Source organism: Brucella sp. NBRC 113783 (assembly GCF_040372265.1).
In the GTDB taxonomy this organism is placed as follows: Bacteria; Pseudomonadota; Alphaproteobacteria; order Rhizobiales; family Rhizobiaceae; genus Brucella; species Brucella teleogrylli.
In genome coordinates this window covers 199,941-221,670 of the sequence record NZ_BAABRX010000001.1, presented here as the reverse complement: position 1 = coordinate 221,670, position 21,730 = coordinate 199,941, and the positions used below count along the sequence as shown (strand labels likewise).

Below are 21,730 nucleotides of genomic sequence, written 5' to 3'. Positions count from 1 at the left end.
ATCAAAAACAATTCCAACACGGCAATGAACCCGGTTCGGAATGGCGTTGTAGACATGGTTTGGGAGCGGAATATCGTCGATAAAAGCCGCTCCGGCTGCCGCTTTGACTAGCAGATCGCGGGTCGAAGCACAACTTCATATAAACAAATCTTTATACGTGCATATCGGCAGATCTTGAAACCGCTATACACGGAGTTCAATCGTGAGCCATAAATCCCCCACGCAAGGCAACGATTAAACCAATTAATATCCCGCTCTCAAATCCCTCAAGAAAATATAACAGCTATCCTCAGGAACCATTTGGTGATCCTATCAAATTATAATTTCGTATTATTTAATGTTATGGAGATAAAATGAAAAAAACTGTCTTTATGTTATTAATTCTTGCAATGGCATCGCACATCGATACTCTCCCTTCCCAAGCACAAGATAAAGGAATCTCTGCTTGGGCAAACAACGTTTACAATGACAGCGTCATCGATATTTATATTAGCAAGGCAAAAAATCCATATGGGAAAGCTAACTTAATAGAGGCGCACAGTAAAGAAAACACTGGTCTTAGTGAGCCTCCAGACGGAATTACTTACATAAGAAATAGCAACAAGGAAACATTATACAGAATTGTACAGCATGGTGAGGAACCATACACTCTATCATCAGTCATCTGGAAATCGGGAAAACCTTATAAAACATTAGAGTGCTACTCGATAATCAAAAATAAACATAACGAATATGGATATGACCTGAGATATAAAAACAGCGGTTACCTGCAATTTGAAAGAATCGATTTAGTCACCGCAACTCTCATTGCTCCCACGGACGAGCGCTGCACAGCTAACTTCCAACGTCTTTTGGTAACAAAATAGGAAGCGGGTCCTATCAGCACTCCTCGCCGAACTTGTCGGCAATCAGCGTCTGCAGGGCGTCGAGCACCGTCTCGGCCTGTTCGCCCGAAGCGCTGACCTCGATGCAGCAGCCGGGCGAGGCGGCCAGCATCATCAGCCCCATGATCGAGGTGCCGCCGACCGTCATGCCGTCCTTGGAAACGCGGACATGCGCGTCATAGCCGTCGACCAGCTGGACGAATTTGGCGGAGGCGCGGGCGTGCAGCCCGCGCTTGTTGACGATCTCAAGCGACCGGGAAATTGCAGTTTCGGGATCGTATTCGCCAGTAAGGGTGACGCTGGACCGCATATTTACTTTCCTGTCAGAACCTGACTTGCGACGTTGATATATTTACGCCCCGCGTCCTGCGCCTCGCGAAGCGCAGTCTTGATGTCGCCGCCGATCCGCACGCTTGAAAGCTTGATCAGCATCGGCAGATTGACGCCTGCGATGACTTCAATCTTGCCTTCCTGCATGACCGAGATGGCCAGATTGGAGGGAGTTCCACCGAACATGTCGGTCAGGATGATGACGCCGCTGCCATTTTCGGCGCGTTCGACAGCTTCGACGATATCGCGTCGACGCTGCTCCATGTCATCTTCCGCACCGATGCATACGGTTTCGAAATTATCTTGCGGGCCTACCACATGCTCAACGGCATGAAGAAACTCTTCGGCCAGCCTTCCGTGCGTAACAAGCACGAGTCCGATCATACTATAAAAGCTCCCGTCGCGCGCCCGCCGCATCACCCCGCCAGATGATCAGATGGCACCTGCTTTGTTCCAGTACGATCACTCCAAAAAACCTGTCTCGTTTTAAGGATCGTACTGTAGCCGGAACCATGCCGGCGAGTTGTGCATCTTGGCAGGGCAAATCCTTATAGCAAGTGAAAAATCTCCACCCCGCCTTGAAAAAAGCAAAATGCCGCAGCGGTGTGAAATCTTCACAGAATCGAAACCATCGCCGGTCAGCGATTCTCCGGCGACCACCGTTCGTAGAACAAAGTCGCCTCTATCGCCCGCGACAGCGCGTTGGAATCGCCATTCGACGACAGTGACGGTAGAAGCAGACGCGGCAGTTCGATCCCTTCAAAGCTCCAGATTCCGCCGCCTGGATAACGCTCCTCTTCTTCACGGGCCACAAGCAGGATCACCAGATCAAGCGTGGCGCTGGCGACGAAAGGCACCTTGAACAGGCCAGCGCCGCGAATCTCCACACCGCCCGCAAGGGCAACTGGCGCGCTGGCGATCAGGTGATTGTCTTCGGCGCGCAGCATCGTGCGATCATCGCTGACGAGGGCCGCCTGTTCGCTGCGGAGCGATGCGCGCTCCACCAGCGTCAGCGCCAGTTCGGTCTTGCCCGCGCCCGAGCGGCCCATGATCATCACGCCCTTTCCGCGCAATTGCACGGTGGTGGCGTGGAGGCCGCTCCTGGCTTCTTCCGGGGTCATGTGCTGGCCGGAAGATCGACGATGAAACGGGCGCCCCTGAATTGATCGGGCTTTGCAGGATCGACAATGTTTTCCGCCGTCAGCGTACCGCCATGGGCTTCGATGATCTGACGGCTGATCGACAGGCCGAGGCCAGAATTCTGGCCGAACGCCTCCGATGCCGGGCGATCCGTATAGAAACGCTCGAAAATCCGCTCGATATTCTCGATGGGGATGCCCGGTCCGTTATCCTCGACGAGAACGCGCAGGCGGCTGCCTTCGCCCTGCAACGTCACCACGATGCGCCCCGTATCGTCGGGCACGAAGGAGCGCGCATTTTCAATGAGATTGCTCACCACCTGCCCAAGCCGCAGGTCATGGCCCGCGACGTAGAAGGCCTTTTTACCCGCTGGCAGCTTGCCAGTATTGAAGACGATCTCGGTGCCAACCTTGTTGCGGCGCACTTCGCGCGCGGCAGTGACAAGATTGGTGAGCAGCGTCTTCATATCCACGCGGTCGATATGTTCGCGCGCCAGTTCCGCGTCGAGGCGCGAAGCGTCGGAAATATCGGTGATCAGGCGATCAAGACGGCGCACATCATGCTGAATGATGTCGAGCAGGCGCTTGCGCGATTCCTCCGACTTGGCGAGCGGCAAGGTCTCCACCGCGCTGCGTAGCGAGGTGAGGGGGTTCTTCAGCTCGTGGCTGACATCGGCGGCGAAGCTCTCAATGGCTTCGATGCGGGTGTAAAGCGCGTCGGTCATATCGCGGATGGAGGTGGACAGATGTCCCACCTCATCCTGTCGCTCCGAGAAATCTGGAATTTCAACGCGGTTCTTGACGCCATGACGCACGCGATCCGCCGCAGCCGACAATTTGCGCAGCGGGCTTGCTATGGTCGATGCGAGGAACAGCGACAGGATCACCATGACCAGCGACACGACACCGAACACGCGGAAGACGGCCATGCGCTCGCCCTCTACGATCTTGTCGATATCGTCGCCTTCGGTCGAAAGCAGCAAGACGCCGAGAATCGCGCGCGAACGCTGGACCGGCACGGCCACAGAGACCACCAGTTCGCCCTTTTCGGTGCGGCGCTGCGCCGTTTGTGGAGAACCAGAAAGCGCCTTGACGATCTCGGGGAAGGCGAGACCATTGCCGCCCGGCTGTTCCTGATAAACGGGCAAGCCGCCACCATAGAAGAAGCCGGTGAACCAGCGGCTGAAACGCTCCCACAGCCCCGGCGTTTCGCCCTCGATCGGTGGCAGAGGGTAGCTCAACACCGGGCTGGAGGACGGGAAACTCGGCGAATAGAGCGCGCGCGAATCCAGCAGCATATTGGCGTAGCGGTCATAGATACGCGCCCGCGTGCTGGTCGGCGAAATCAACCGGCGCAACAGGGGCGAAACCTTTTCAGGATTGATCGGGAATTCCCAATTATCGGGAGAATCGGGCGAGGGGGTCAGGCTTTGCCCGGCTTGCAGTTCTAGAAGCTTTTCCGGATCGACCATCAGCGAGTTGGTATCGACCGTTGCCGAGGCCGAAATCGCCGCAGCGATGATCTTGCCCTGGGTCAGAAGGCTTTCCACCTTCGCGTCGATCAGCCCCTCGCGGAACTGGTTCATATAGAGAATGCCGGAAACCAGAACGCCAAGCGCCGCAAGGTTGAGAAACAGAATGCGGCGCGTCAGGCTTGAGAAGAGATATTGACCGAGAAACTTGCGAAAGGGCGCAAACAGACGGCGCCAGAACACCGAGCGCTGCCGCCGTGCCCTGCGCTCGCGCAAGTTTGCTTGCAAACTCGTTTTCTGGCCTGCAAGGCCTTCGTTCTGGGTCTCTGCGACCATCTCGCTTTTGTTACTCGTTGGAGCGCATCCCGAAAAATGTGAAACGCATTTCGGATAAGATGTGCGTCAAATATTCCAAACCAATGCCGGGCTATCGCACCCGGCATTGGTAATCCTATGCATCAAGCCTCGCGGAAGCGATAGCCGACGCCATAGAGCGTTTCGATCATCTCGAAGTCGTCGTCAACCACCTTGAACTTCTTGCGAAGGCGCTTGATGTGGCTGTCGATGGTGCGATCGTCCACATAGACCTGCTCATCATAGGCCGCATCCATCAAGGCGTCACGGCTTTTCACAACGCCGGGACGCTGCGCGAGCGAGTGCAGGATGAGGAATTCGGTGACCGTCAGCGTAACGGGTTCACCCTTCCAGGTGCAGGTATGACGTTCCTGATCCATGACCAGCTGACCGCGTTCCAGCGATTTGGACGGCTGGCCCGCAGGCTTTGCCGTACCGTCGCGGGCAGCGACGCGGCGCAGAACTGCCTTGACGCGCTCCACCAGCAGACGCTGCGAGAACGGCTTGGTGATGAAATCGTCGGCGCCCATCTTGAGACCGAACAGCTCGTCGATCTCGTCGTCCTTCGAGGTCAGGAAGATAACCGGGAGATCGGATTTCTGGCGCAGGCGGCGCAGAAGCTCCATACCGTCCATACGCGGCATCTTGATATCGAAGATCGCAAGATTTGGCGGGCGCGCCATCAGACCATCAAGTGCGGAAGCGCCATCGGTGTAGGTTTCAACCCGATAGCCTTCCGACTCCAGCGCAATGGAAACGGAGGTCAGAATGTTACGGTCATCGTCGACCAGCGCAATTGTCTGCGTTGCCGAGGCTTCCTTCATGCGGACCTTTCTCCTTCATGTTTTGCCAGGGCATCACCCTTTGGGGCTCTGCCATCTGGCATTCCACCCGGAACAACCGGCTGGTGGGGCGGTTCGATCATCGAGCGCCTGATTTGCACGTCGATCTTATTATAGTGATGCAGCTTGTGCAGTACAAATTAGGTACAAAATGTGGCAGCCCTGAAAGAAGCCGTGAAAGGCGCCGTCTCGAATCATTCTTTGGTTAACGCTCGTAAAGATTGTATTCCACAAAAAATACACGCGAAAACGCAATAGTTAAACGATTTAAAAAAAATTCAAAATTTTTAAATCGATTAAATATTTGAATTGCCACAATTAATCTGTTTCTGACTGCCATTCCTCCGAGAACGGAAAAACGGAGGGCAGATAAATTTGTCAAACCAAGATGGCGGAGACACCATGAGAGAGACCGGCATTCACAATACGGCCGCTTCCATTGCCACTTCGGGACTGAAGGAACTCTCCGCAGTCTTTTATAACCTCGGACCGGCTCGGCTCTATGAGGAAACCGTCCGCCGTGGCGAAGCCGAACTGACGGCACAGGGCGCGCTCGTTGCCCGCACCGGCCAGCACACGGGCCGTTCGCCGAAGGACAAATTCGTAGTCCGCGACGCCAATACCGAAGATCAGGTCTGGTGGGACAACAACAAGCCGATCACGCCGGAAGCCTTCGAGCTTCTCTACGCCGATTTCATCGAGCATGCGAAGGGCAAGGAGCTTTTCGTACAGGATCTCATCGGCGGTGCTGACGCCGACAACAAGATCAACGCCCGCGTTGTGACCGAATATGCCTGGCATTCGCTGTTTATCCGCAACCTGCTGATCCGTCCGGCCCAGGAAGAGCTTGCTTCCTATGTGCCGGAAATGACGATCATTGATCTGCCGTCCTTCAAGGCCGATCCGGAACGCTATGGCGTGCGCACCGAGACGGTGATCGCGGTCGATCTGACCCGCAAGATCGTGCTGATCGGCGGCACCTCCTATGCCGGTGAAATGAAGAAGTCGGTCTTCACCGCGCTCAACTATATTCTGCCTGCCAAGGGCGTGATGCCGATGCATTGCTCGGCCAATGAAGGCCCGGATGGCGACACCGCCGTCTTCTTCGGCCTGTCCGGCACCGGCAAGACCACGCTTTCCGCCGACCCGACGCGCACGCTGATCGGCGACGACGAGCATGGCTGGGGTGAACACGGCATCTTCAATTTCGAAGGCGGCTGCTATGCCAAGACCATCCGTCTTTCCGCCGAAGCAGAGCCGGAAATCTATGCCACGACGCAGCGTTTCGGCACTGTGCTGGAAAATGTCGTGCTCGACGCCAATCGCCAGCCGGATTTCGACGATGGTTCGCTGACCGAAAACACCCGTTGCGCCTATCCGCTCGACTTCATCCCGAATGCATCGAAGACGGGCAAGGGCGGCCAGCCGAAGAACATCATTATGCTCACCGCCGATGCTTTCGGCGTGATGCCTCCCATCGCCAAGCTCACGCCTGCACAGGCCATGTACCACTTCCTGTCCGGTTACACGGCAAAGGTCGCAGGCACTGAAAAGGGCGTCACCGAACCGGAAGCAACCTTCTCGACCTGCTTCGGCGCACCGTTCATGCCGCGTCATCCGTCGGAATACGGCAATCTGCTGCGCAAGCTGATCGCCGAACACAAGGTCGATTGCTGGCTCGTCAACACCGGCTGGACCGGCGGCGCCTATGGCACCGGCAAGCGCATGCCGATCAAGGCAACCCGCGCGCTTCTCGCTGCCGCCCTCGATGGCTCGCTGAACGACGCCGAATTCCGCATCGATCCGAATTTCGGCTTCGCCGTTCCGGTTGAAGTGCCGGGCGTGGATACGTCCATTCTCGATCCGCGCTCCACCTGGGCCGATAAGGCCGCCTATGACGCGCAGGCCAAAAAGCTGGTCGATATGTTCGTCACCAACTTCGAAAAGTTCGAACGTCACGTCGATCACGAGGTCAAGGACGCAGCACCGGCAATCCGTATCGCTGCGGAATAAGCTCAGAAATACTGAGGAGGAAGAAAGCCCGGCCCGCGTGCTGGGTTTTCTTTTGCCCTCAATCCAGCCCCGCACTTTGGCGCGCGTGATTTTTCTCGCATGCCCTTACCCCAAAACCGCTTCGCACTTTTGAGGAGCATGCGCGTGCCGGGTTTTCTTTTGTCCAACCGAAGCGAAGCGTGTATGCGTTCTCTCATGGAAGAGAACCGGAACATCATCCGCATCACCAATCGCCTGACGATCCGCGAGGACGATCTGGAGGAAAGCTTCATTCGCGCCTCCGGTCCCGGTGGGCAGAACGTCAACAAGGTTTCGACGGCGGTGCAGCTGCGCTTTCATGCGGCGCGATCGGGATTGCCGGAAGATATTCTCACGCGCCTCTTCAAGCTGGCCGGTCAGAAAGGCACCAAGGACGGTGACATTCTTATCGAGGCCAATCGCTTCCGCACGCAGGAGCGCAATCGCGAAGATGCCCGCGAGCGGCTGATCGCCCTGATTGCCAAGGCCGCCGAGCCGCCACCTCCGCCGCGCAAGAAGACCAGGCCGACCAAAGGCTCCGTCGAGCGACGCCTGAAGGCGAAATCAGGCCGCGCGGATATCAAAAAAGGGCGCGGCAAGGTTTCCTTCGACTGAAACACCGTCTAAAAAGGGCGGGCTCCCGATTTTTCTTAGCATTTTTCTTACTTCGACCTCTTCGAAAGGGCGCGAAGCCTTTGCATCGTTTCAAATCCGTACGTCACCCTGACCCGCATATTCGTGATCGGATTATCCACTTACCTAGGTGTCAAACCGACGCAAATATGCAATTTGATCTATGATATTCTCATGCTTGCTATCGTATACATCCATAATTTGCAGATACTTATCCCCGGCTCCCGTTGGTTCGTATTGCATCTGATCATGATTTCCATCATTATAATCAAATGGGCTGACTTTACTGAATTTTACTGCATCGGAAGAATTCCAGTAATCCTGGAATATGTATATGTAATTATCTTGATTCTTTCCACATTTTAGTGTTATTTTTTTATAATTTTCGGATTTTTTACCAATCCACGGTATCCCAATTGAACATTTATGAATAAGCTCCGCATGACATGTCATATTTTTATCTTTATCTTCGCCATCCTCAAGGTATACGTCATATGAAGACAAATTATCTACTTGAACAATTGTTGTTACGCGAGCCATGATGCCATCCTTAAATTAATACATAATAATTCACTTATAAATATTCAATTCTAATTGAATATAATCAAGATACTTGCATTCATAAATAAATAAAACTGTCAATTTTTCTGGTATATCCGTTTTACATATTCTAACCATATTCTCTAAAAAAGCATTCCGACGCAATGCGGATTTGGAAAACCCACATGAGGATTAAATTGGTCACAGCATGATTTTGGCTTTTCAGCGCGAGTCTTCGAGACAAGCGTGCAATTCGGGCATGGCGCAAGTCATCATCGACAAGTCGGCGACGAAATCGTCGAACTCGTCCGCACCAATCTCCGATGTGGCCGGGTTTCCCCGGCCTCTTTTCATATCTTTACTGAGTGCGACCTCTACGATCAGATGATCGCTGCCCTTGCGCAGGATCAGATCGGCGGGTGGGTTGGTAGGATATTCTCGTTGAGATTGTGCAGATTGATATTCCGCCGCTGCCCTTCGGCAATGGAGCGCGGCACATCTTCCGAAAGCTGCAAATAGCGATGGACGAAGGACTGCGGATCGCGGAAAGCTGTTTCGCGCGCCGCATCATGTTCGAGAAATTCGCCGCCGGAACCGGTGGCGACCAGCGCGATATCGTGGCGGCGGCAAAGCTCCCCATCGCCGTGGTCAATGGGCGCGACGAGCCTTTCGTCGAACTCGACTTCGTGTCGAACGTCCGCTTCGGCAATCTCTGGGAGGGGAAAACCCACGTTATCGACAATGCCGGTCACGCACCTTTTCGTGAAATGCCAGCGGTTTTCGACGCCTATCTGGCACGTTTCATTACCGATTGCACGGCATAGAGCCGTTTTCACCGCGCTTGATGCATTCTTTTCGGCGGCGTTGCGCGGCGCCGCCGAAATTAGCTGCTACCATCTCCTCATTGACGCCCTAGTTTGAAGGCGGGAGTTTCAACGAGGTGATATTATGAGCATGACTGTTGCAGACCTTTTGGCCGAAACCCTCGCACAAGCCGGAGTCCGGCGCATATGGGGTGTGACCGGCGATAGTCTGAACGGGCTGAACGACAGCCTGCGCCGCCTTGGCAAGATTGACTGGATGCATGTCCGTCACGAAGAAACTGCCGCTTTCGCCGCAGGCGCGGAAGCAGCCGTAACCGGCGAGCTCGCCGTCTGTGCTGGCAGTTGCGGCCCCGGCAATCTTCACCTCATCAACGGCCTTTTCGACTGCCAGCGCAATCGCACACCCGTTCTGGCGATTGCCGCCCATATTCCATCGTCGGAAATCGGCCTCGACTATTTTCAGGAGACACATCCGCAGGAACTGTTTCGCGAATGCAGCCATTTCGTCGAACTGGTGACCAATCCCGCCCAGATGCCGGAAGTCCTGCACCGCGCCATGCGCGCCGCAGTGGGGCAACAGGGTGTGGCCGTCATCGTCCTGCCGGGGGACATCGCGCTGAAACAGATCGACGAACCGTCCGCAAAAGCCTGGGTCCATGTGGCGCGACCACGGATCATTCCGTCCGATAAAGATATCGGGCAGCTTGCCGATCTTTTGAACGGCTCGGAAAAAATCACGATCCTCGCGGGGAGCGGCTGCGCCGGAGCACATGATTCCGTGGTGGCGCTTGCTGACCGTCTGGCTGCGCCTGTCGTTCACGCACTGCGCGGCAAGGAACATGTCGAATGGGACAATCCGAACGATGTCGGCATGACCGGCCTGATCGGATTTTCATCCGGCTACCACGCCATGCTGAACTGCGACACACTTCTGATGCTGGGCACGAGTTTTCCGTATCGGAATTTCTATCCTGAAAAAGCGAAAATCGTTCAGATCGACCATGATCCATCGCAGCTCGGCCGTCGCGCGCCAATCACGCTTGGCATCGTCAGTGACGTGAAGGAAGCCGCCAATGCGCTGTTACCCAAACTGAAATCGAACCGCAGCGCGACATTCCTGAATTCCGCCAAGGCGCATTATGTGAAAGCGCGCAAGGATCTCGACGATCTTGCCCAGCCCTCAAAGGCGGGCCAGCCGATCCATCCGCAATATCTCACGCGTCTGATCAACGAGATTGCGAAAGACGACGCCATTTTTACCGCCGATGTCGGGACGCCGACCGTCTGGGCGGCGCGCTATCTCACGATGAATGGCAAGCGCCGTCTGCTTGGCTCGTTCAATCAAGGCTCCATGGCCAATGCCATGCTGCAATCGCTTGGCGCGCAGGCCGCAGCACCGGACAGGCAGGTCATCTCCCTGTCCGGCGACGGTGGCTTCACCATGATGATGGGCGATTTTCTATCCCTCACGCAGCTGAAACTGCCAGTGAAGATCGTCGTCTATAATAATGGCTCGCTCGGCTTTGTCGCCATGGAAATGAAAGCGGGCGGCTATCTCAGCACCGGCACCGATCTGGACAATCCAAACTTTGCCGCCATGGCGGAAGCCATCGGCATCAAGGGTATCCGGGTGGAAGAATCCGCCGACCTGCCGGGCGCGTTGCAACAGGCGTTCGATCACAAGGGCCCGGTTCTGGTCGATGTCGTCACGGCCAAGCAGGAGTTGGTCATGCCGCCGAAGATCAAGGCCGAGCAAGCGAAGGGTTTCAGCCTCTATATGCTGAAAGCCATTATCAACGGGCGCGGCGATGAAATCGCCGAACTCGCCCGCACCAATCTGGGACGCTGATCAAAATGCCAAGGCCGGGTTCCCCGGCCTCTTTTCATATCTTCCTGAGCGCGACCTCTTCGATCAGATGGTCGCTGCCCTTGCGCAGGATCAGATCGGCGCGCGGGCGGGTCGGCAGGATATTCTCATTGAGATTGCGCAGATTGATATTCTGCCACAGCCCTTCGCCGATGGAGCGGGCCGCATCTTCCGAAAGCTGCGAATAGCGATGGAAGAAGGACTGCGGATCGCGGAAAGCCGTTTCGCGCAGGCGCATGAAACGGTCGATATACCACTTGTGGATCAGTTCCGGATCGGCATCTATATAGATTGAGAAGTCGAAGAAATCCGACACGAAGGGCACCATCTTGCCGTCTTCCGGCAGATCGCGCACCTGAAGGACATTGATGCCCTCGAAAATAAGAATGTCCGGCTTGTCGACCACTTGGTAATCGTTCGGCAGCACGTCATAGCTCAGATGCGAATAAAGCGGCGCGCGCACACGGCTCATGCCCGCCTTGATCGCCGACAAAAAGCGCAGAACCGCGCCGATGTCATAGCTTTCCGGAAAGCCCTTGCGCTCCATCATGTTCTGCTCGCGCAGAACCGCGTTGGGATAGAGGAAACCGTCCGTCGTCACCAGATCGACCTTCGGGCTGGAAGGCCAGCGGGCGAGCAGTTCCTTCAGGATACGCGCCGTGGTGGACTTGCCAACCGCGACCGAACCGGCAACGCCGATGATGAAGGGCGTCTTGAAGGATTCCTCCATATTGAGGAATTGCTGGCGCTGGCGAAACAGCAACTGGCTTGCCTCGACATGGGCATAAAGCAGTCGCGACAGCGACAAATAGATGCGGCGGACCTCATCGAGATCAATGGGGTCGCCGAGCGAACGCAACCGCTTGACTTCTTCATAGGTCAGGGTGAGGGGGGTATCCGCGCGAAAACCGGCCCATTCCTCTGCCGAGAAAAAGCGGTAGGGCGAATATCTGGAAGGGGTGAGCTGATCCACTTTTTCCCACATGAACTGTCGTCTCTCTAGAGCATTTCCAGCAAAAGTGCGAAGCGGTTTTGCGCAGGATAATGCGTAAAAACAAATAGATAGATCGGCTCCACGATTCCGTTTTAACCGGAACTGCTCTGGCCTTCTATTCAGCGCGATCCTTTGCAGGATCACGCCTTCGGGCGAGCAGCCTTTTCCTCAAGGCCGGTCTGGCCCGTGCGGCGGTCGAGTTCCTGCAGAACATCTTCCAGCGGAACACCAGCGATTTTCCAGACCACCATCAGGTGATAAAGCAGATCGGCGCTTTCGGAAACCACGCCCGCGCGGTCGCCGGAAACAGCGGCAATCACCGTTTCCACGGCTTCTTCGCCGAGCTTTTGCGATGCCTTGGTCTGACCTTTGGCGACAAGGCTTGCCGTATAGGACGATCCATCGGTCACGCTGGCGCGTTCCGCCACGATGCGTTCAAGGTCTGCGAGCGTAAACTGGTTCATCGGGGTTCCTCCCGTCATGTATATTCTTGTTAGCGAACCGGATCGAGCCGCATCGGAATTCCGGCTTCGGCCATATAGCGTTTCGCTTCCCCGATCGAATAAGTGCCGAAGTGGAAAATTGAAGCGGCCAGCACGGCCGTCGCATGACCGTCGCGGATACCGGCCACCATGTGATCCAGATTACCGACACCGCCGGAAGCGATCACCGGCACGCGCACGCTGTCGGCCACTGCGCGGGTCAGCGCCACATCGTAACCCGCCTTGGTGCCGTCACGGTCCATCGAGGTGAGCAGGATTTCGCCTGCACCCAGATCGACCACCTTACGGGCGAATTCCACCGCATCGATGCCGGTCGTCTGGCGACCGCCATGGGTAAAAATTTCCCAGCGGTCCGCTTCGCCTTCGCCCGAAACCTTCTTGGCGTCGATGGCAACGACGATGCACTGGTTGCCGAACTTGTCCGCCGCCTCGGCGACGAATTCCGGGTTTTTCACCGCCGCCGTGTTGATCGACACCTTGTCGGCACCAGCCAGAAGCAGTTTGCGAATATCGGCAACCTGACGCACACCGCCACCGACGGTCAGCGGCATGAAGCACTGTTCCGCCGTGCGGGCCACCACATCGAAAATTGTCTCGCGATTGTCCGAAGACGCCGTGATGTCGAGGAAGCACAATTCGTCTGCGCCCGCTGCATCATAAGCGCGGGCGGCTTCCACCGGATCGCCCGCATCGATCAGATCGACAAAGTTGACGCCTTTGACGACGCGACCGTCCTTCACATCGAGACAGGGAATTACACGTGCCTTGAGTGTCATAGTGTGGCCCTCAACAATGACAGTGCTTCCGCCGGATCGATGCGACCGTCATAAAGCGCACGGCCCGAAATCGCGCCTTCGAGCTTGCGCGCATCCGGCGCGGCCAGACGCTTGATGTCGTCTATCGAAGCAAGACCGCCCGATGCGATCACCGGAATGGATACCGCTTCGGCGAGCGCCAATGTCGAATCCCAGTTAATTCCGGCCAGAACGCCGTCGCGGTCGATATCCGTATAGATGATGGCGGCAACGCCTGCGCCCTCGAACTTCTTCGCCAGTTCGATCACGCCAAGTTGTGAGGCTTCGGCCCAGCCTTCAACGGCGACCTTGCCGCCCTTGGCGTCGATACCGACAGCGACCTGTCCCGGAAACGCCTTGCAGGCTTCGATCACCAGCGCCGGGTCCCGCACGGCAACCGTGCCGAGGATAACGCGACGCAGTCCCTTGGACAGCCAGTTCTCGATATGCTGCAAGGTGCGAATGCCGCCACCCAGCTGCACCGGATTTTTGGTGGCCTTGAGGATTGCCTCGACCGCTGCGCCATTGACGCTTTCGCCTGCGAAAGCGCCATTGAGATCGACCACATGCAGCCATTCAAAGCCCTGATCTTCAAAGGCCTTGGCTTGCGCAGCCGGGTCGGTGTTGTAGACGGTGGCCTGATCCATGTCGCCGAGCTTCAGGCGCACACATTGACCGTCTTTCAAATCGATGGCGGGAAAAAGGATCATGTCTTCAAGGCTTCCATTTCAGGAAATTGGCAATGAGCGAAAGGCCGAGCAGCTGGCTCTTTTCCGGGTGGAACTGGGTTCCCACCATATTGTCGCGACCGACAGCGGCGGTAACATCGCCACCGTAATCCGTCACGGCCAGAACCTCGTCCGCCTTCTTCGCGTCGAACATATAGGAATGGACGAAATAGGCGTGCAACCCGTTCTCGCCGGTCTTAATGCCGTCGAAAATCGGATGCGCCTGATGCGATTGTTTCACGTGAATCCGATTCCAGCCGATCTGCGGAATCTTCAGTGTCGGATCAGATGGCGTCATTTCGCGTACATCACCCGCGATCCAGCCCAGACCTTCGGTCACGGTCTTTTCCAATCCGCGCTCGGACATGAGCTGCATGCCGACGCAGATGCCGAGAAACGGATGGCCCTTCTGGATGACAACCTCATCGAGCGCTTCAACCATGCCCGACACGGCGTGGAGACCGGCACGGCAATCGGCATAAGCGCCAACGCCCGGCAGCACTACGCGGTCGGCAGAGGCCACCCGTGCGGCATCCGCCGTCAGTTCGATTTCGGCATTTATGCCGCTTTCGCGGGCGGCGCGCTCAAAGGCCTTGGTGGCCGAGCGAAGATTGCCGGAACCATAATCGATTATCGCAACACGCATTTTCAGTTTTCTCCGCGATGACCCACGAAGCCGATCGTGGAGCCAGTAGAGGAATAAGTGGGACGCAGGGACGCCTTGTCCCATCGATGGGCAGAAACCGGCTCCGATGCAGGGACAGGCTTTTCCGCGAGAGTGGTTTCAGCCGCCGCACGCCCGAAGAAATAGCGGATTTCCGCCTCGTCGAGATCGCTGGCGTCGATTGCCGCCCGTTCGATATAGCCCTGACGCTTCAGTTTCGCGATTTTCCAGTTCGCACCTTCAAAGGCGACGAACAGAGAAACGATCAGCGTCAGCAGAGGAACCGCCTCGGCAATGCCGAAGTAACTCCCGGCAAAACCGAGCAGAGCCGTGACACCGAGAATGGCGAAAGCCTCGAACCAGAGGCGTTGCGCCAGAAGCCAGACAAAGGGCAGAACCAGCGCCAGAACATGGAAACCGTCACGCACGAACACGGAATGTTCAACGCTCGTCCCGCCGCGCTTCTTTTTGAAAGACGCTTCGGTCGGTTCCAGAATGACGAACTGGGCCATGAATTATCCCTTCAGCGACCCCTTGGTGGAGGGGATTGCATCCTTCTGGCGCGGATCGGTTTCCAGCGCCGTGCGCAGAACCCGGGCCACCGCCTTGAAGATCGACTCGGCGATATGGTGATTATTGGCGCCATAATGATTGTTGATATGCAGCGTAATACCTGCATTCATCGCAAAGGCCTGGAAGAATTCGCGCACAAGCTCGGTATCGAAGGTGCCGATCTTGGCCGTCGTGAAGTTGACATTCCACACCAGAAAAGCGCGACCGGACACATCGACCGCAGCCCCGGTCAGCGTGTCATCCATGGCGAGATTAAGCGAGGCATAGCGCACGATGCCGCGACGCTCGCCGAGGGCCTTGGCGACGGCCTGACCGAGCGCGATGCCGGTATCCTCAACCGTGTGATGATCGTCGATATGCAAGTCGCCCTTGGCCATGACGCGCATATCAATGAGCGAATGTCGCGAAAGCTGCTCGAGCATATGATCGAAGAAGCCGACACCGGTGGTGATGTCGAACTTGCCGACGCCATCCAGATCGACAGAAACGGCAATGCTCGTCTCTTTCGTGGAGCGTTCGATACTTGCCTTGCGGGTGCTTTCAGCGGTCATAAGCGGTCCTCATTGGGTACTGGACGCGTTCTAGAACAGCTTGCCCGCTTTGCCAAATGCTTTCGGCAATCCGGCAAGCAGCAATTCGGCATTTGCAATTCAGTATTTGCAATTCAGGGGGCTGTTCTTAAATATCCACATTGAAACGCGATTCATCCGGCAAAATCACCGGCTGGCGCGGTTCACCCTCAGATGAAGGGGCTTGTGGGATCGCCGTCCGGGATTGCATGAGCCGCCAAAGGAGCATCCATGATCGAACACAATCCCACAACGATTTACGGCACGACCATCGTGACCGTCCGCAAGAACGGCAAGGTCGTGATTGCAGGCGACGGCCAGGTCTCGCTCGGCAATACCGTCATGAAGGGCAATGCGCGCAAGGTTCGCCGCATCGGCAAGGGCAATGTCATTGCCGGTTTCGCTGGTGCCACCGCCGACGCCTTCACCCTTCTCGAACGCCTTGAAGCCAAGCTGGAACAATATCCCGACCAGCTGATGCGCGCTTCTGTCGAACTCGCCAAGGACTGGCGCACCGACCGCTATCTGCGCAAGCTCGAAGCAATGATGCTTGTCGCCGACAGCAAGGTGACGCTGGCGCTTACCGGCACCGGCGATGTGCTTGAACCGGAACATGGCGTGATGGCCATCGGTTCGGGCGGCAATTATGCGCTGGCTGCGGCCCGTGCGCTGATCGACACCGACAAGTCGGCCGAAGAGATCGCCCGCAAGGCCATGGAGATCGCAGCCGATATCTGCATCTACACCAACCACAATATCCTCGTGGAAAGCCTGGACGCAGAATGAGTTCGCTTGCGCAGGTCACCAAACCGAGTGCACAACGCTGGGGCCTGGGCGTCCTGATCGTCATTGCCATTGTTGCGGTGCAAGCCATCTGGCTGCATCTCGACGGGCGGATTGCCATGTGCGAATGCGGCACCATAAAATTATGGTCGGGTTCGCTGAAATCGGAGAATTCGCAGCATATTGCCGACTGGTATACGCTGTCGCATATCATCCATGGCTTTCTTTTTTACTGGCTGTTCACGGTTATCGCGCCCAAAGCCCCGCTCGGCTTGAGACTTGCGGCTGCGGTCGGCATCGAAGCGGTATGGGAACTGGTCGAAAACTCGAATTTCATCATCGAGCGCTATCGCGCCAATACGTCCTCCGTGGACTATTTCGGCGACAGCATCGTGAATTCAGTTTCCGATACGCTCGCCGCCGCGCTCGGCTTTCTGATCGCAGCAAAGCTGCCAACCAAAATCACCGTCGCCATCGCGCTCTTCTTTGAAATTCTGGCGCTGATCGTCATTCGCGACAATCTTACGCTCAACGTGATCATGCTGCTGCATCCGTTTGAGTTCATCAGGCAGTGGCAAAGTGGGTTGTAAAATGAGTAACTTCTCCCCCCGTGAAATCGTTTCGGAGCTTGATCGCTTCATCATCGGCCAGAACGACGCCAAGCGCGCCGTGGCCATCGCCTTGCGCAATCGCTGGCGCCGCCAGCAGCTCGAAGGGCAGATGCGCGAAGAGGTCATGCCGAAGAACATTCTCATGATCGGACCGACCGGCGTGGGCAAGACGGAAATCTCGCGCCGTCTCGCCAAGCTTGCAGGCGCACCTTTCGTCAAGGTCGAAGCCACCAAGTTCACCGAAGTCGGCTATGTCGGCCGCGACGTCGAACAGATCATCCGTGACCTCGTTGAAGTCGCCATCGGGCTCGTGCGTGAAAAACGCCGCGAAGACGTGAAGGCCAAGGCGCATCTGAACGCCGAGGAACGCGTTCTCGAAGCTCTGGTCGGCAAGACGGCAAGCCCTGCCACCCGCGACAGCTTCCGCAAGAAGCTGCGCAACGGCGAGCTGGACGACAAGGAAATCGAAATCGAGGTCGCCGATACCGGATCGAACTCGAATTTCGAGATCCCGGGAATGCCGGGTGCCAATATCGGCGTGCTCAACCTGTCGGACATGCTGGGCAAGGCGATGGGCGGGCGCACCAAGACGCGCAAGACCACGGTGAAGGATTCCTATGCGATCCTCGTCAATGATGAATCCGACAAACTGCTCGATCAGGACCAGATCGTGCAGGAAGCGCTGCGCGTCACCGAAGACGAAGGCATCGTGTTCATCGACGAGATCGACAAGATCGCCTCCCGCGAAGGCGGGGGTGGGGCTGGCGTTTCACGCGAAGGCGTGCAGCGCGATCTGCTGCCGCTCGTCGAAGGCACCACGGTTGCGACCAAATACGGGCCGGTGAAGACGGACCATATCCTCTTCATCACCTCCGGCGCGTTCCACGTGTCGAAGCCGTCCGATCTTCTGCCGGAATTGCAGGGCCGCCTGCCGATCCGCGTCGAGCTTTCCGCTCTGACGCGCGAAGACTTCCGCCGTATCCTCACAGAAACGGAGGCAAGCCTGATTAAGCAGTATATTTCGCTGATGCAGACGGAAGAAGTGACGCTGTCCTTTACCGACGACGCCATTGACGCTCTGGCCGATATCGCGGTCGATCTCAATGCGACGGTCGAAAATATCGGCGCGCGTCGCTTGCAGACGGTGATGGAAAAGGTTCTGGACGAGATTTCGTTCACCGCTCCGGACAAGACCGGCGCGACCTTCACCGTCGACGCCAATTACGTGAAGGACAAGGTGGGCGCTCTGTCGAAGAACACCGACCTGTCGCGCTTCATTCTGTAAACCGCGACAATAAAGTGACCGGAAAGCCACGGCCCTAGTCGCTTTCATGCTTCTAAAAAGAAACCCCTCGACTTGCGTCGGGGGGTTTTCTATTTTGCCCGCGAATTGACGATCCATTTACCATATTGGGACTGCTTCCGCACAATGATGAGCAACAGTACACTGAACCGCATTGCTGGCTTTTGTTTCCGCGCCATGTCCAATGCAAAACCGGTTTCCGCTGTTGCTGGCGCTGCCTTGGCCTTCATGCTTGCAAGCCAGAGCGCCTATGCGGTGACGGTCGTGCCGCCCGGCAACCGCAATGCAGAGCAGCCGCCCATTCCCGGCGCTTCGGCCAAGCGCACGCGGGAACTCAGTACCACCTATGAGAAGAAGTACCAGAAGATCTATAATCTTCTGAAGAAGGACGCCTCGCTGCGCTCGAAAATCCGGTCGACCGCCGCAGCCTATGGCATCGATCCCATTCATATCGTTGGCGCGATTGTTGGCGAACACACCTATAATGTCGATGTCTATGACCGGCTTCAGACCTATTATGTGAAAGCCATGTCCTATGTGAATCAGGGCGTGAGCTTCGGCTATAATGGCGAAAGCATCGGGCAATTCATCAAGCGGCCTGAATTTGCCGACTGCCTGAAGTTCAAGGATAGCTATTCGCTGTGGTCCTGCCGGGAAAATGTCTGGAACAAGACTTTTCGCGGCAAATCGGTGGGCGGGAACTCTTATCCCAACAATCGGTTCAGCGCCGTGTTCTTCCAGCCCTTCTATGCCGGGCAGACATTTGGCCTTGGCCAGATCAACCCGCTGACCGCCTTGCAGATGTCCGACATGGTGAACCGCGTTTCCGGCCTGCCGAAACTCGATGCCGAAGACGGCAGCGTCGTCTACAAGACCATCATGGACCCGGACCTGACGCTGCCTTACATCGCGGCGACACTGAAACAGTCGATCAATTCCTATCGCCAGATTGCCGGTTTCGACATTTCCAAAAATCCGGGTCTCACCGCCACGCTCTATAATACCGGCGGCGCCGATGCCCGCGCCCGTGCGCTGGCAAATGAGAATGCTGGGCGCTCCGACCCGCAATTGCCGCAGGAAAATTACTATGGCTGGCTGGTCAATACCAAGCTGGATGAACTGAAGGCGCTGTTCTGACAGGAAGTCGCATTCAGGCCTTCGGTATGATGCCCCGGCGGCGCTTGCGCGCCGTCTCTATATCATCGCTCAGGCGTTTGATGGTTTCCTTGTCGATGATGCGGATATTGCGCGCCAGAAGATTGGCAAGCTCCGTTGCCTGCGGCGACAGGCCTGATGTATCGATCACCACGCGCGGATGCGAAACAGCCGCAAGGCTTTGCAGCTCTTCCGCTTCATCCCAGATGATATTGAAAAATGTGATGATGCGCTGGAGCAAATCCCAGGTCGGTTGACCGCGCCGTCCATGTTCCAGCGCCGAGAGATAGGCGGGTGAAACGCGCAGCGCCGCCGCCATTTCCTTCTGCGTCACGCCGCGCTCTTCGCGCAGTTCCCGCAATCGCTTTCCAAACGGGGTCATCGCTGCGGCCTGCCTCCGCTCAAACCGCCCAAGCCACCACCAAGCAGGTTCTGCTGGGTCTGGCGGCGCAACCGCACATAAAGCGCGCCGTGACCACCATGATGGCGCGCGGCGTCTTCATAGGCGCTGACCAGCAAACGGAACAGCGGCGTGGAGAACCAATGCGGCACGGCCTGACGCAAAATGCCCTCGCTGCCAAAAGACCGGCCTTTGCCGGTAATCACCATTACGTGGCGCAGACCGCGGGCATGAGCGCTGACCAGAAAGCTGTAGAGAAGCCCATGCGCCTCATTCTGGGTGAGGCCGTGAAGATCGATCCGCGCCTCGATATCGACCCGGCCTTTGGCGATCTTGCGATGGGTCGGCTTGTCCAGCGACTGGATTTGCATTTCACTGAGCGACGACAGGCCCTTTTTCGGCTTGTTTCCTTCATCGGCAGAGGTTTGCGGCATTTTCAGCGCCGGACGCTTTTCTTCTTCTGCCACCAGGGTCTTGAAATCGGGCAGCTCTTCCGCGACCGGTTTCTGCCGCGACAAGGGCTTCGCAGTCTTCGCAACCGTTTCCCAGAGAATGCGGTCTTCGGGCCGCAGATAATCCTTGCCGGATTTTTCGGTGTCGCGCGCCATGGTCACGCTCCCACCAGCTGGCGCGGCACGAGCGCGTAGAAATCCGCAGCGCTCTTGATGCCGCCCGCAATTTCGCCCGCTGCATCGCCGGAACCGGCGAACAGATCGCCGCGTGCCGGGCCGACAATGGCCGTACCGGTATCCTGTGCGATCATCAGGCGGGCGAAAGGCGCACCATCGAAAACAGTGACGGTCGGCGCATCGACATAAAACGGCGTGCCGAATGTATGCAGCAGCCGGTCAACAGCCAGCGACCGGCCCGCCGTCAGCGGAACCTTGGCGGCTGCAATCGGACCGGCATCGACATCGTCCACCGGCGCTTCCCGAAAGAAGATGTAGGACCGGTTCTGCCAGATCAGCGCATCCGCCTTGTCGGGATGATCCTTGAGCCAGCGGCGGATTGTCTGCATGGAAATATCGGCTGCGGGAATTTCGCCATTCGCCACCAGGATGCGCCCAATGCCCGTAAATGGATGCCCCGCCTTGGCGGCATAGGTGATGCGCATCATGCTGCCATCGTTGAGTTTCAGCCGGGCAGCGCCCTGAACATGGGCGAAAAATGCATCCACCCGGTCGGCAACGAAGGCAATCTCCAGTCCCCGCCCGGCGAGACTTCCCTGTTCGATCTGGCGGCGGTCGTCATATTCGACAAGCCCGGTATCTGTCTGGCGCGCAAAGGCGTAGGTCGGATCGAAACCTGCGGGACGGTTATCATCCGTCACCTTGACGAGATCGCCCGGTTTTCTCAGAAACGGCACCGTGAACCGTTCATCCGCAGTAAGGGATGCTTCGATTTCCGGCTCGTAAAAGCCGGTGACAAATCCCTGTTCCTGTTCGGGAACAATCTGGCATGGCACGAAATGCTGTTCGAAAAAGGCGCGGGCGGTGATCGTATCGGGATCATCCAGAAGCCGCGCTGCCGCAAAAACAGGTTCCAGCGCCTCAAAACTGATGCCGAGACTGCCGCTATGATAGGTGTTTTTAGCAGCGTAATCGGCGGAACGGCGGAAAGCGGCAAATGCCAGCGCCTGATCGTCCCGGTCCCAGCCGGGGCAATCGGAAAAACCCACCGGGCGGAAAATCCTCGCCAAGTCGCTCACAGCTACATCCGCTATCAAGTAAAAACAAA

The 21,730-nt window shown here is 56.8% G+C and carries 24 protein-coding genes and 1 pseudogene; 8 read left to right on the top strand and 17 right to left on the bottom strand.

Annotation, left to right across the window (positions count from 1 at the left end; all coding sequences use genetic code 11):
* Positions 1 to 353: 353 nt before the first annotated feature.
* The gene (locus ABWW11_RS01060; protein WP_319080798.1) at positions 354 to 866 is read left to right on the top strand and encodes a hypothetical protein; all 513 of its coding nucleotides are present in this window, start codon (positions 354 to 356) and stop codon (positions 864 to 866) included.
* Positions 867 to 879: 13 nt separating this feature from the next.
* On the opposite strand, the gene ABWW11_RS01055 is transcribed toward ABWW11_RS01060, so the two are convergent.
* From ABWW11_RS01055 to ABWW11_RS01035, 5 genes are all read right to left on the bottom strand, one after another.
* Positions 880 to 1,194, bottom strand: a complete 315-nt coding sequence (locus tag ABWW11_RS01055) for an HPr family phosphocarrier protein (RefSeq protein WP_109370046.1) — start codon at positions 1,192 to 1,194, stop codon at positions 880 to 882.
* A 2-nt stretch (positions 1,195 to 1,196) separates the two neighbouring features.
* Positions 1,197 to 1,598, bottom strand: coding sequence for a PTS sugar transporter subunit IIA (locus ABWW11_RS01050; RefSeq protein WP_109370045.1), 402 nt, complete (start codon positions 1,596 to 1,598; stop codon positions 1,197 to 1,199).
* Between the two features lie 254 nt (positions 1,599 to 1,852).
* A complete protein-coding gene (locus tag ABWW11_RS01045) occupies positions 1,853 to 2,335 on the bottom strand; it encodes an HPr kinase/phosphorylase (RefSeq protein ID WP_319080799.1) in 483 nt (160 codons plus the stop codon).
* Positions 2,332 to 4,161 carry a sensor histidine kinase gene (locus ABWW11_RS01040; RefSeq protein ID WP_109370043.1) on the bottom strand — a complete coding sequence of 610 codons (1,830 nt, stop codon included), beginning with the start codon at positions 4,159 to 4,161 and terminating at the stop codon, positions 2,332 to 2,334. Before ABWW11_RS01040 ends, ABWW11_RS01045 begins: the two co-directional genes overlap by 4 nt.
* 122 nt (positions 4,162 to 4,283) lie before the next feature.
* Positions 4,284 to 5,003 carry a response regulator transcription factor gene (locus ABWW11_RS01035; RefSeq protein ID WP_078337648.1) on the bottom strand — a complete coding sequence of 240 codons (720 nt, stop codon included), beginning with the start codon at positions 5,001 to 5,003 and terminating at the stop codon, positions 4,284 to 4,286.
* A 420-nt stretch (positions 5,004 to 5,423) separates the two neighbouring features.
* On the opposite strand from ABWW11_RS01035, the gene ABWW11_RS01030 reads away from it, so the two are divergent.
* Both ABWW11_RS01030 and arfB read left to right on the top strand, forming a co-directional pair.
* Positions 5,424 to 7,034, top strand: coding sequence for a phosphoenolpyruvate carboxykinase (locus ABWW11_RS01030; protein WP_109370042.1), 1,611 nt, complete (start codon positions 5,424 to 5,426; stop codon positions 7,032 to 7,034).
* Positions 7,035 to 7,217: 183 nt separating this feature from the next.
* Complete coding sequence (gene arfB / locus ABWW11_RS01025; protein ID WP_171317018.1) at positions 7,218 to 7,667, top strand: alternative ribosome rescue aminoacyl-tRNA hydrolase ArfB; 450 nt, start codon at positions 7,218 to 7,220, stop codon at positions 7,665 to 7,667.
* Between the two features lie 144 nt (positions 7,668 to 7,811).
* Here arfB and ABWW11_RS01020 read toward each other — a convergent pair whose 3' ends face one another.
* Together ABWW11_RS01020 and ABWW11_RS01015 are read right to left on the bottom strand one after the other, a co-directional pair.
* Positions 7,812 to 8,225, bottom strand: coding sequence for a hypothetical protein (locus ABWW11_RS01020; protein WP_109370041.1), 414 nt, complete (start codon positions 8,223 to 8,225; stop codon positions 7,812 to 7,814).
* A gap of 357 nt (positions 8,226 to 8,582) precedes the next feature.
* A pseudogene (locus tag ABWW11_RS01015) lies at positions 8,583 to 8,785 on the bottom strand (type I pantothenate kinase); the annotation flags it as partial.
* Positions 8,786 to 9,173: 388 nt separating this feature from the next.
* Here ABWW11_RS01015 and poxB point away from each other — a divergent pair.
* Positions 9,174 to 10,898 (top strand): ubiquinone-dependent pyruvate dehydrogenase, encoded by a 1,725-nt coding sequence (poxB, locus tag ABWW11_RS01005; RefSeq protein ID WP_319080800.1) that lies wholly within the window; start codon positions 9,174 to 9,176, stop codon positions 10,896 to 10,898.
* Between the two features lie 34 nt (positions 10,899 to 10,932).
* Here the strand turns inward: poxB and coaA are convergent, their stop codons facing one another.
* From coaA to hisB, 7 genes are all read right to left on the bottom strand, one after another.
* Complete coding sequence (gene coaA / locus ABWW11_RS01000; protein WP_109370038.1) at positions 10,933 to 11,901, bottom strand: type I pantothenate kinase; 969 nt, start codon at positions 11,899 to 11,901, stop codon at positions 10,933 to 10,935.
* Between the two features lie 149 nt (positions 11,902 to 12,050).
* Entirely contained in the window at positions 12,051 to 12,374 is a 324-nt protein-coding gene (locus tag ABWW11_RS00995; protein ID WP_109370037.1) for a phosphoribosyl-ATP diphosphatase, read from the bottom strand.
* Positions 12,375 to 12,403: 29 nt separating this feature from the next.
* Complete coding sequence (gene hisF / locus ABWW11_RS00990; RefSeq protein ID WP_078337642.1) at positions 12,404 to 13,189, bottom strand: imidazole glycerol phosphate synthase subunit HisF; 786 nt, start codon at positions 13,187 to 13,189, stop codon at positions 12,404 to 12,406.
* Entirely contained in the window at positions 13,186 to 13,917 is a 732-nt protein-coding gene (gene hisA, locus ABWW11_RS00985) for a 1-(5-phosphoribosyl)-5-[(5-phosphoribosylamino)methylideneamino]imidazole-4-carboxamide isomerase (RefSeq protein WP_319080872.1), read from the bottom strand. The genes hisF and hisA overlap by 4 nt, the downstream gene beginning before the upstream one ends.
* A gap of 4 nt (positions 13,918 to 13,921) precedes the next feature.
* The gene (hisH, locus tag ABWW11_RS00980) at positions 13,922 to 14,581 is read right to left on the bottom strand and encodes an imidazole glycerol phosphate synthase subunit HisH (protein ID WP_109370035.1); all 660 of its coding nucleotides are present in this window, start codon (positions 14,579 to 14,581) and stop codon (positions 13,922 to 13,924) included.
* Positions 14,582 to 14,583: 2 nt separating this feature from the next.
* On the bottom strand, positions 14,584 to 15,111 hold the full coding sequence (locus ABWW11_RS00975) for a DUF2628 domain-containing protein (protein WP_109370034.1): 528 nt from the start codon (positions 15,109 to 15,111) through the stop codon (positions 14,584 to 14,586).
* A 3-nt stretch (positions 15,112 to 15,114) separates the two neighbouring features.
* Positions 15,115 to 15,723, bottom strand: coding sequence for an imidazoleglycerol-phosphate dehydratase HisB (gene hisB / locus ABWW11_RS00970; RefSeq protein WP_109370033.1), 609 nt, complete (start codon positions 15,721 to 15,723; stop codon positions 15,115 to 15,117).
* A 249-nt stretch (positions 15,724 to 15,972) separates the two neighbouring features.
* On the opposite strand from hisB, the gene hslV reads away from it, so the two are divergent.
* The 4 genes from hslV (at position 15,973) to ABWW11_RS00950 (ending at position 19,575) form a co-directional block, all read left to right on the top strand.
* A complete protein-coding gene (hslV, locus tag ABWW11_RS00965; RefSeq protein ID WP_078337637.1) occupies positions 15,973 to 16,527 on the top strand; it encodes an ATP-dependent protease subunit HslV in 555 nt (184 codons plus the stop codon).
* On the top strand, positions 16,524 to 17,114 hold the full coding sequence (locus ABWW11_RS00960; protein ID WP_109370032.1) for a DUF2585 domain-containing protein: 591 nt from the start codon (positions 16,524 to 16,526) through the stop codon (positions 17,112 to 17,114). The genes hslV and ABWW11_RS00960 overlap by 4 nt, the downstream gene beginning before the upstream one ends.
* A 1-nt stretch (position 17,115) precedes the next feature.
* The gene (gene hslU / locus ABWW11_RS00955; protein WP_109370031.1) at positions 17,116 to 18,420 is read left to right on the top strand and encodes an ATP-dependent protease ATPase subunit HslU; all 1,305 of its coding nucleotides are present in this window, start codon (positions 17,116 to 17,118) and stop codon (positions 18,418 to 18,420) included.
* A gap of 147 nt (positions 18,421 to 18,567) precedes the next feature.
* On the top strand, positions 18,568 to 19,575 hold the full coding sequence (locus tag ABWW11_RS00950; RefSeq protein WP_109370030.1) for a DUF1402 family protein: 1,008 nt from the start codon (positions 18,568 to 18,570) through the stop codon (positions 19,573 to 19,575).
* A gap of 13 nt (positions 19,576 to 19,588) precedes the next feature.
* On the opposite strand, the gene ABWW11_RS00945 is transcribed toward ABWW11_RS00950, so the two are convergent.
* Genes ABWW11_RS00945 through mltA form a run of 3 tightly spaced genes read right to left on the bottom strand, consistent with a single transcriptional unit; the run spans position 19,589 to position 21,701 of the window.
* Positions 19,589 to 19,975 carry a helix-turn-helix domain-containing protein gene (locus ABWW11_RS00945; RefSeq protein WP_109370029.1) on the bottom strand — a complete coding sequence of 129 codons (387 nt, stop codon included), beginning with the start codon at positions 19,973 to 19,975 and terminating at the stop codon, positions 19,589 to 19,591.
* Positions 19,972 to 20,601, bottom strand: a complete 630-nt coding sequence (locus ABWW11_RS00940) for a Smr/MutS family protein (protein WP_109370028.1) — start codon at positions 20,599 to 20,601, stop codon at positions 19,972 to 19,974. The genes ABWW11_RS00945 and ABWW11_RS00940 overlap by 4 nt, the downstream gene beginning before the upstream one ends.
* A 2-nt stretch (positions 20,602 to 20,603) precedes the next feature.
* Entirely contained in the window at positions 20,604 to 21,701 is a 1,098-nt protein-coding gene (gene mltA, locus ABWW11_RS00935) for a murein transglycosylase A (RefSeq protein ID WP_109370027.1), read from the bottom strand.
* Positions 21,702 to 21,730 lie beyond the last annotated feature (29 nt).

What these genes read in the sequence shown, in the direction of transcription:
- hisA (WP_319080872.1), bottom strand. Translation starts at nt 13,917, where the DNA reads ATGATCCTTTTTCCCGCCATCGATTTGAAAGACGGTCAATGTGTGCGC.
- ABWW11_RS01030 (WP_109370042.1), top strand. Translation starts at nt 5,424, where the DNA reads ATGAGAGAGACCGGCATTCACAATACGGCCGCTTCCATTGCCACTTCG.
- ABWW11_RS01040 (WP_109370043.1), bottom strand. Translation starts at nt 4,161, where the DNA reads ATGGTCGCAGAGACCCAGAACGAAGGCCTTGCAGGCCAGAAAACGAGT.
- ABWW11_RS01035 (WP_078337648.1), bottom strand. Translation starts at nt 5,003, where the DNA reads ATGAAGGAAGCCTCGGCAACGCAGACAATTGCGCTGGTCGACGATGAC.
- ABWW11_RS01055 (WP_109370046.1), bottom strand. Translation starts at nt 1,194, where the DNA reads ATGCGGTCCAGCGTCACCCTTACTGGCGAATACGATCCCGAAACTGCA.
- hslU (WP_109370031.1), top strand. Translation starts at nt 17,116, where the DNA reads ATGAGTAACTTCTCCCCCCGTGAAATCGTTTCGGAGCTTGATCGCTTC.
- poxB (WP_319080800.1), top strand. Translation starts at nt 9,174, where the DNA reads ATGAGCATGACTGTTGCAGACCTTTTGGCCGAAACCCTCGCACAAGCC.
- ABWW11_RS00940 (WP_109370028.1), bottom strand. Translation starts at nt 20,601, where the DNA reads ATGGCGCGCGACACCGAAAAATCCGGCAAGGATTATCTGCGGCCCGAA.
- ABWW11_RS01020 (WP_109370041.1), bottom strand. Translation starts at nt 8,225, where the DNA reads ATGGCTCGCGTAACAACAATTGTTCAAGTAGATAATTTGTCTTCATAT.
- hisF (WP_078337642.1), bottom strand. Translation starts at nt 13,189, where the DNA reads ATGACACTCAAGGCACGTGTAATTCCCTGTCTCGATGTGAAGGACGGT.
- hisH (WP_109370035.1), bottom strand. Translation starts at nt 14,581, where the DNA reads ATGCGTGTTGCGATAATCGATTATGGTTCCGGCAATCTTCGCTCGGCC.
- ABWW11_RS01050 (WP_109370045.1), bottom strand. Translation starts at nt 1,598, where the DNA reads ATGATCGGACTCGTGCTTGTTACGCACGGAAGGCTGGCCGAAGAGTTT.
- ABWW11_RS00975 (WP_109370034.1), bottom strand. Translation starts at nt 15,111, where the DNA reads ATGGCCCAGTTCGTCATTCTGGAACCGACCGAAGCGTCTTTCAAAAAG.
- ABWW11_RS00960 (WP_109370032.1), top strand. Translation starts at nt 16,524, where the DNA reads ATGAGTTCGCTTGCGCAGGTCACCAAACCGAGTGCACAACGCTGGGGC.
- ABWW11_RS00945 (WP_109370029.1), bottom strand. Translation starts at nt 19,975, where the DNA reads ATGACCCCGTTTGGAAAGCGATTGCGGGAACTGCGCGAAGAGCGCGGC.
- hisB (WP_109370033.1), bottom strand. Translation starts at nt 15,723, where the DNA reads ATGACCGCTGAAAGCACCCGCAAGGCAAGTATCGAACGCTCCACGAAA.
- ABWW11_RS01060 (WP_319080798.1), top strand. Translation starts at nt 354, where the DNA reads ATGAAAAAAACTGTCTTTATGTTATTAATTCTTGCAATGGCATCGCAC.
- arfB (WP_171317018.1), top strand. Translation starts at nt 7,218, where the DNA reads ATGCGTTCTCTCATGGAAGAGAACCGGAACATCATCCGCATCACCAAT.
- ABWW11_RS00995 (WP_109370037.1), bottom strand. Translation starts at nt 12,374, where the DNA reads ATGAACCAGTTTACGCTCGCAGACCTTGAACGCATCGTGGCGGAACGC.
- ABWW11_RS01045 (WP_319080799.1), bottom strand. Translation starts at nt 2,335, where the DNA reads ATGACCCCGGAAGAAGCCAGGAGCGGCCTCCACGCCACCACCGTGCAA.
- ABWW11_RS00950 (WP_109370030.1), top strand. Translation starts at nt 18,568, where the DNA reads ATGAGCAACAGTACACTGAACCGCATTGCTGGCTTTTGTTTCCGCGCC.
- coaA (WP_109370038.1), bottom strand. Translation starts at nt 11,901, where the DNA reads ATGTGGGAAAAAGTGGATCAGCTCACCCCTTCCAGATATTCGCCCTAC.
- hslV (WP_078337637.1), top strand. Translation starts at nt 15,973, where the DNA reads ATGATCGAACACAATCCCACAACGATTTACGGCACGACCATCGTGACC.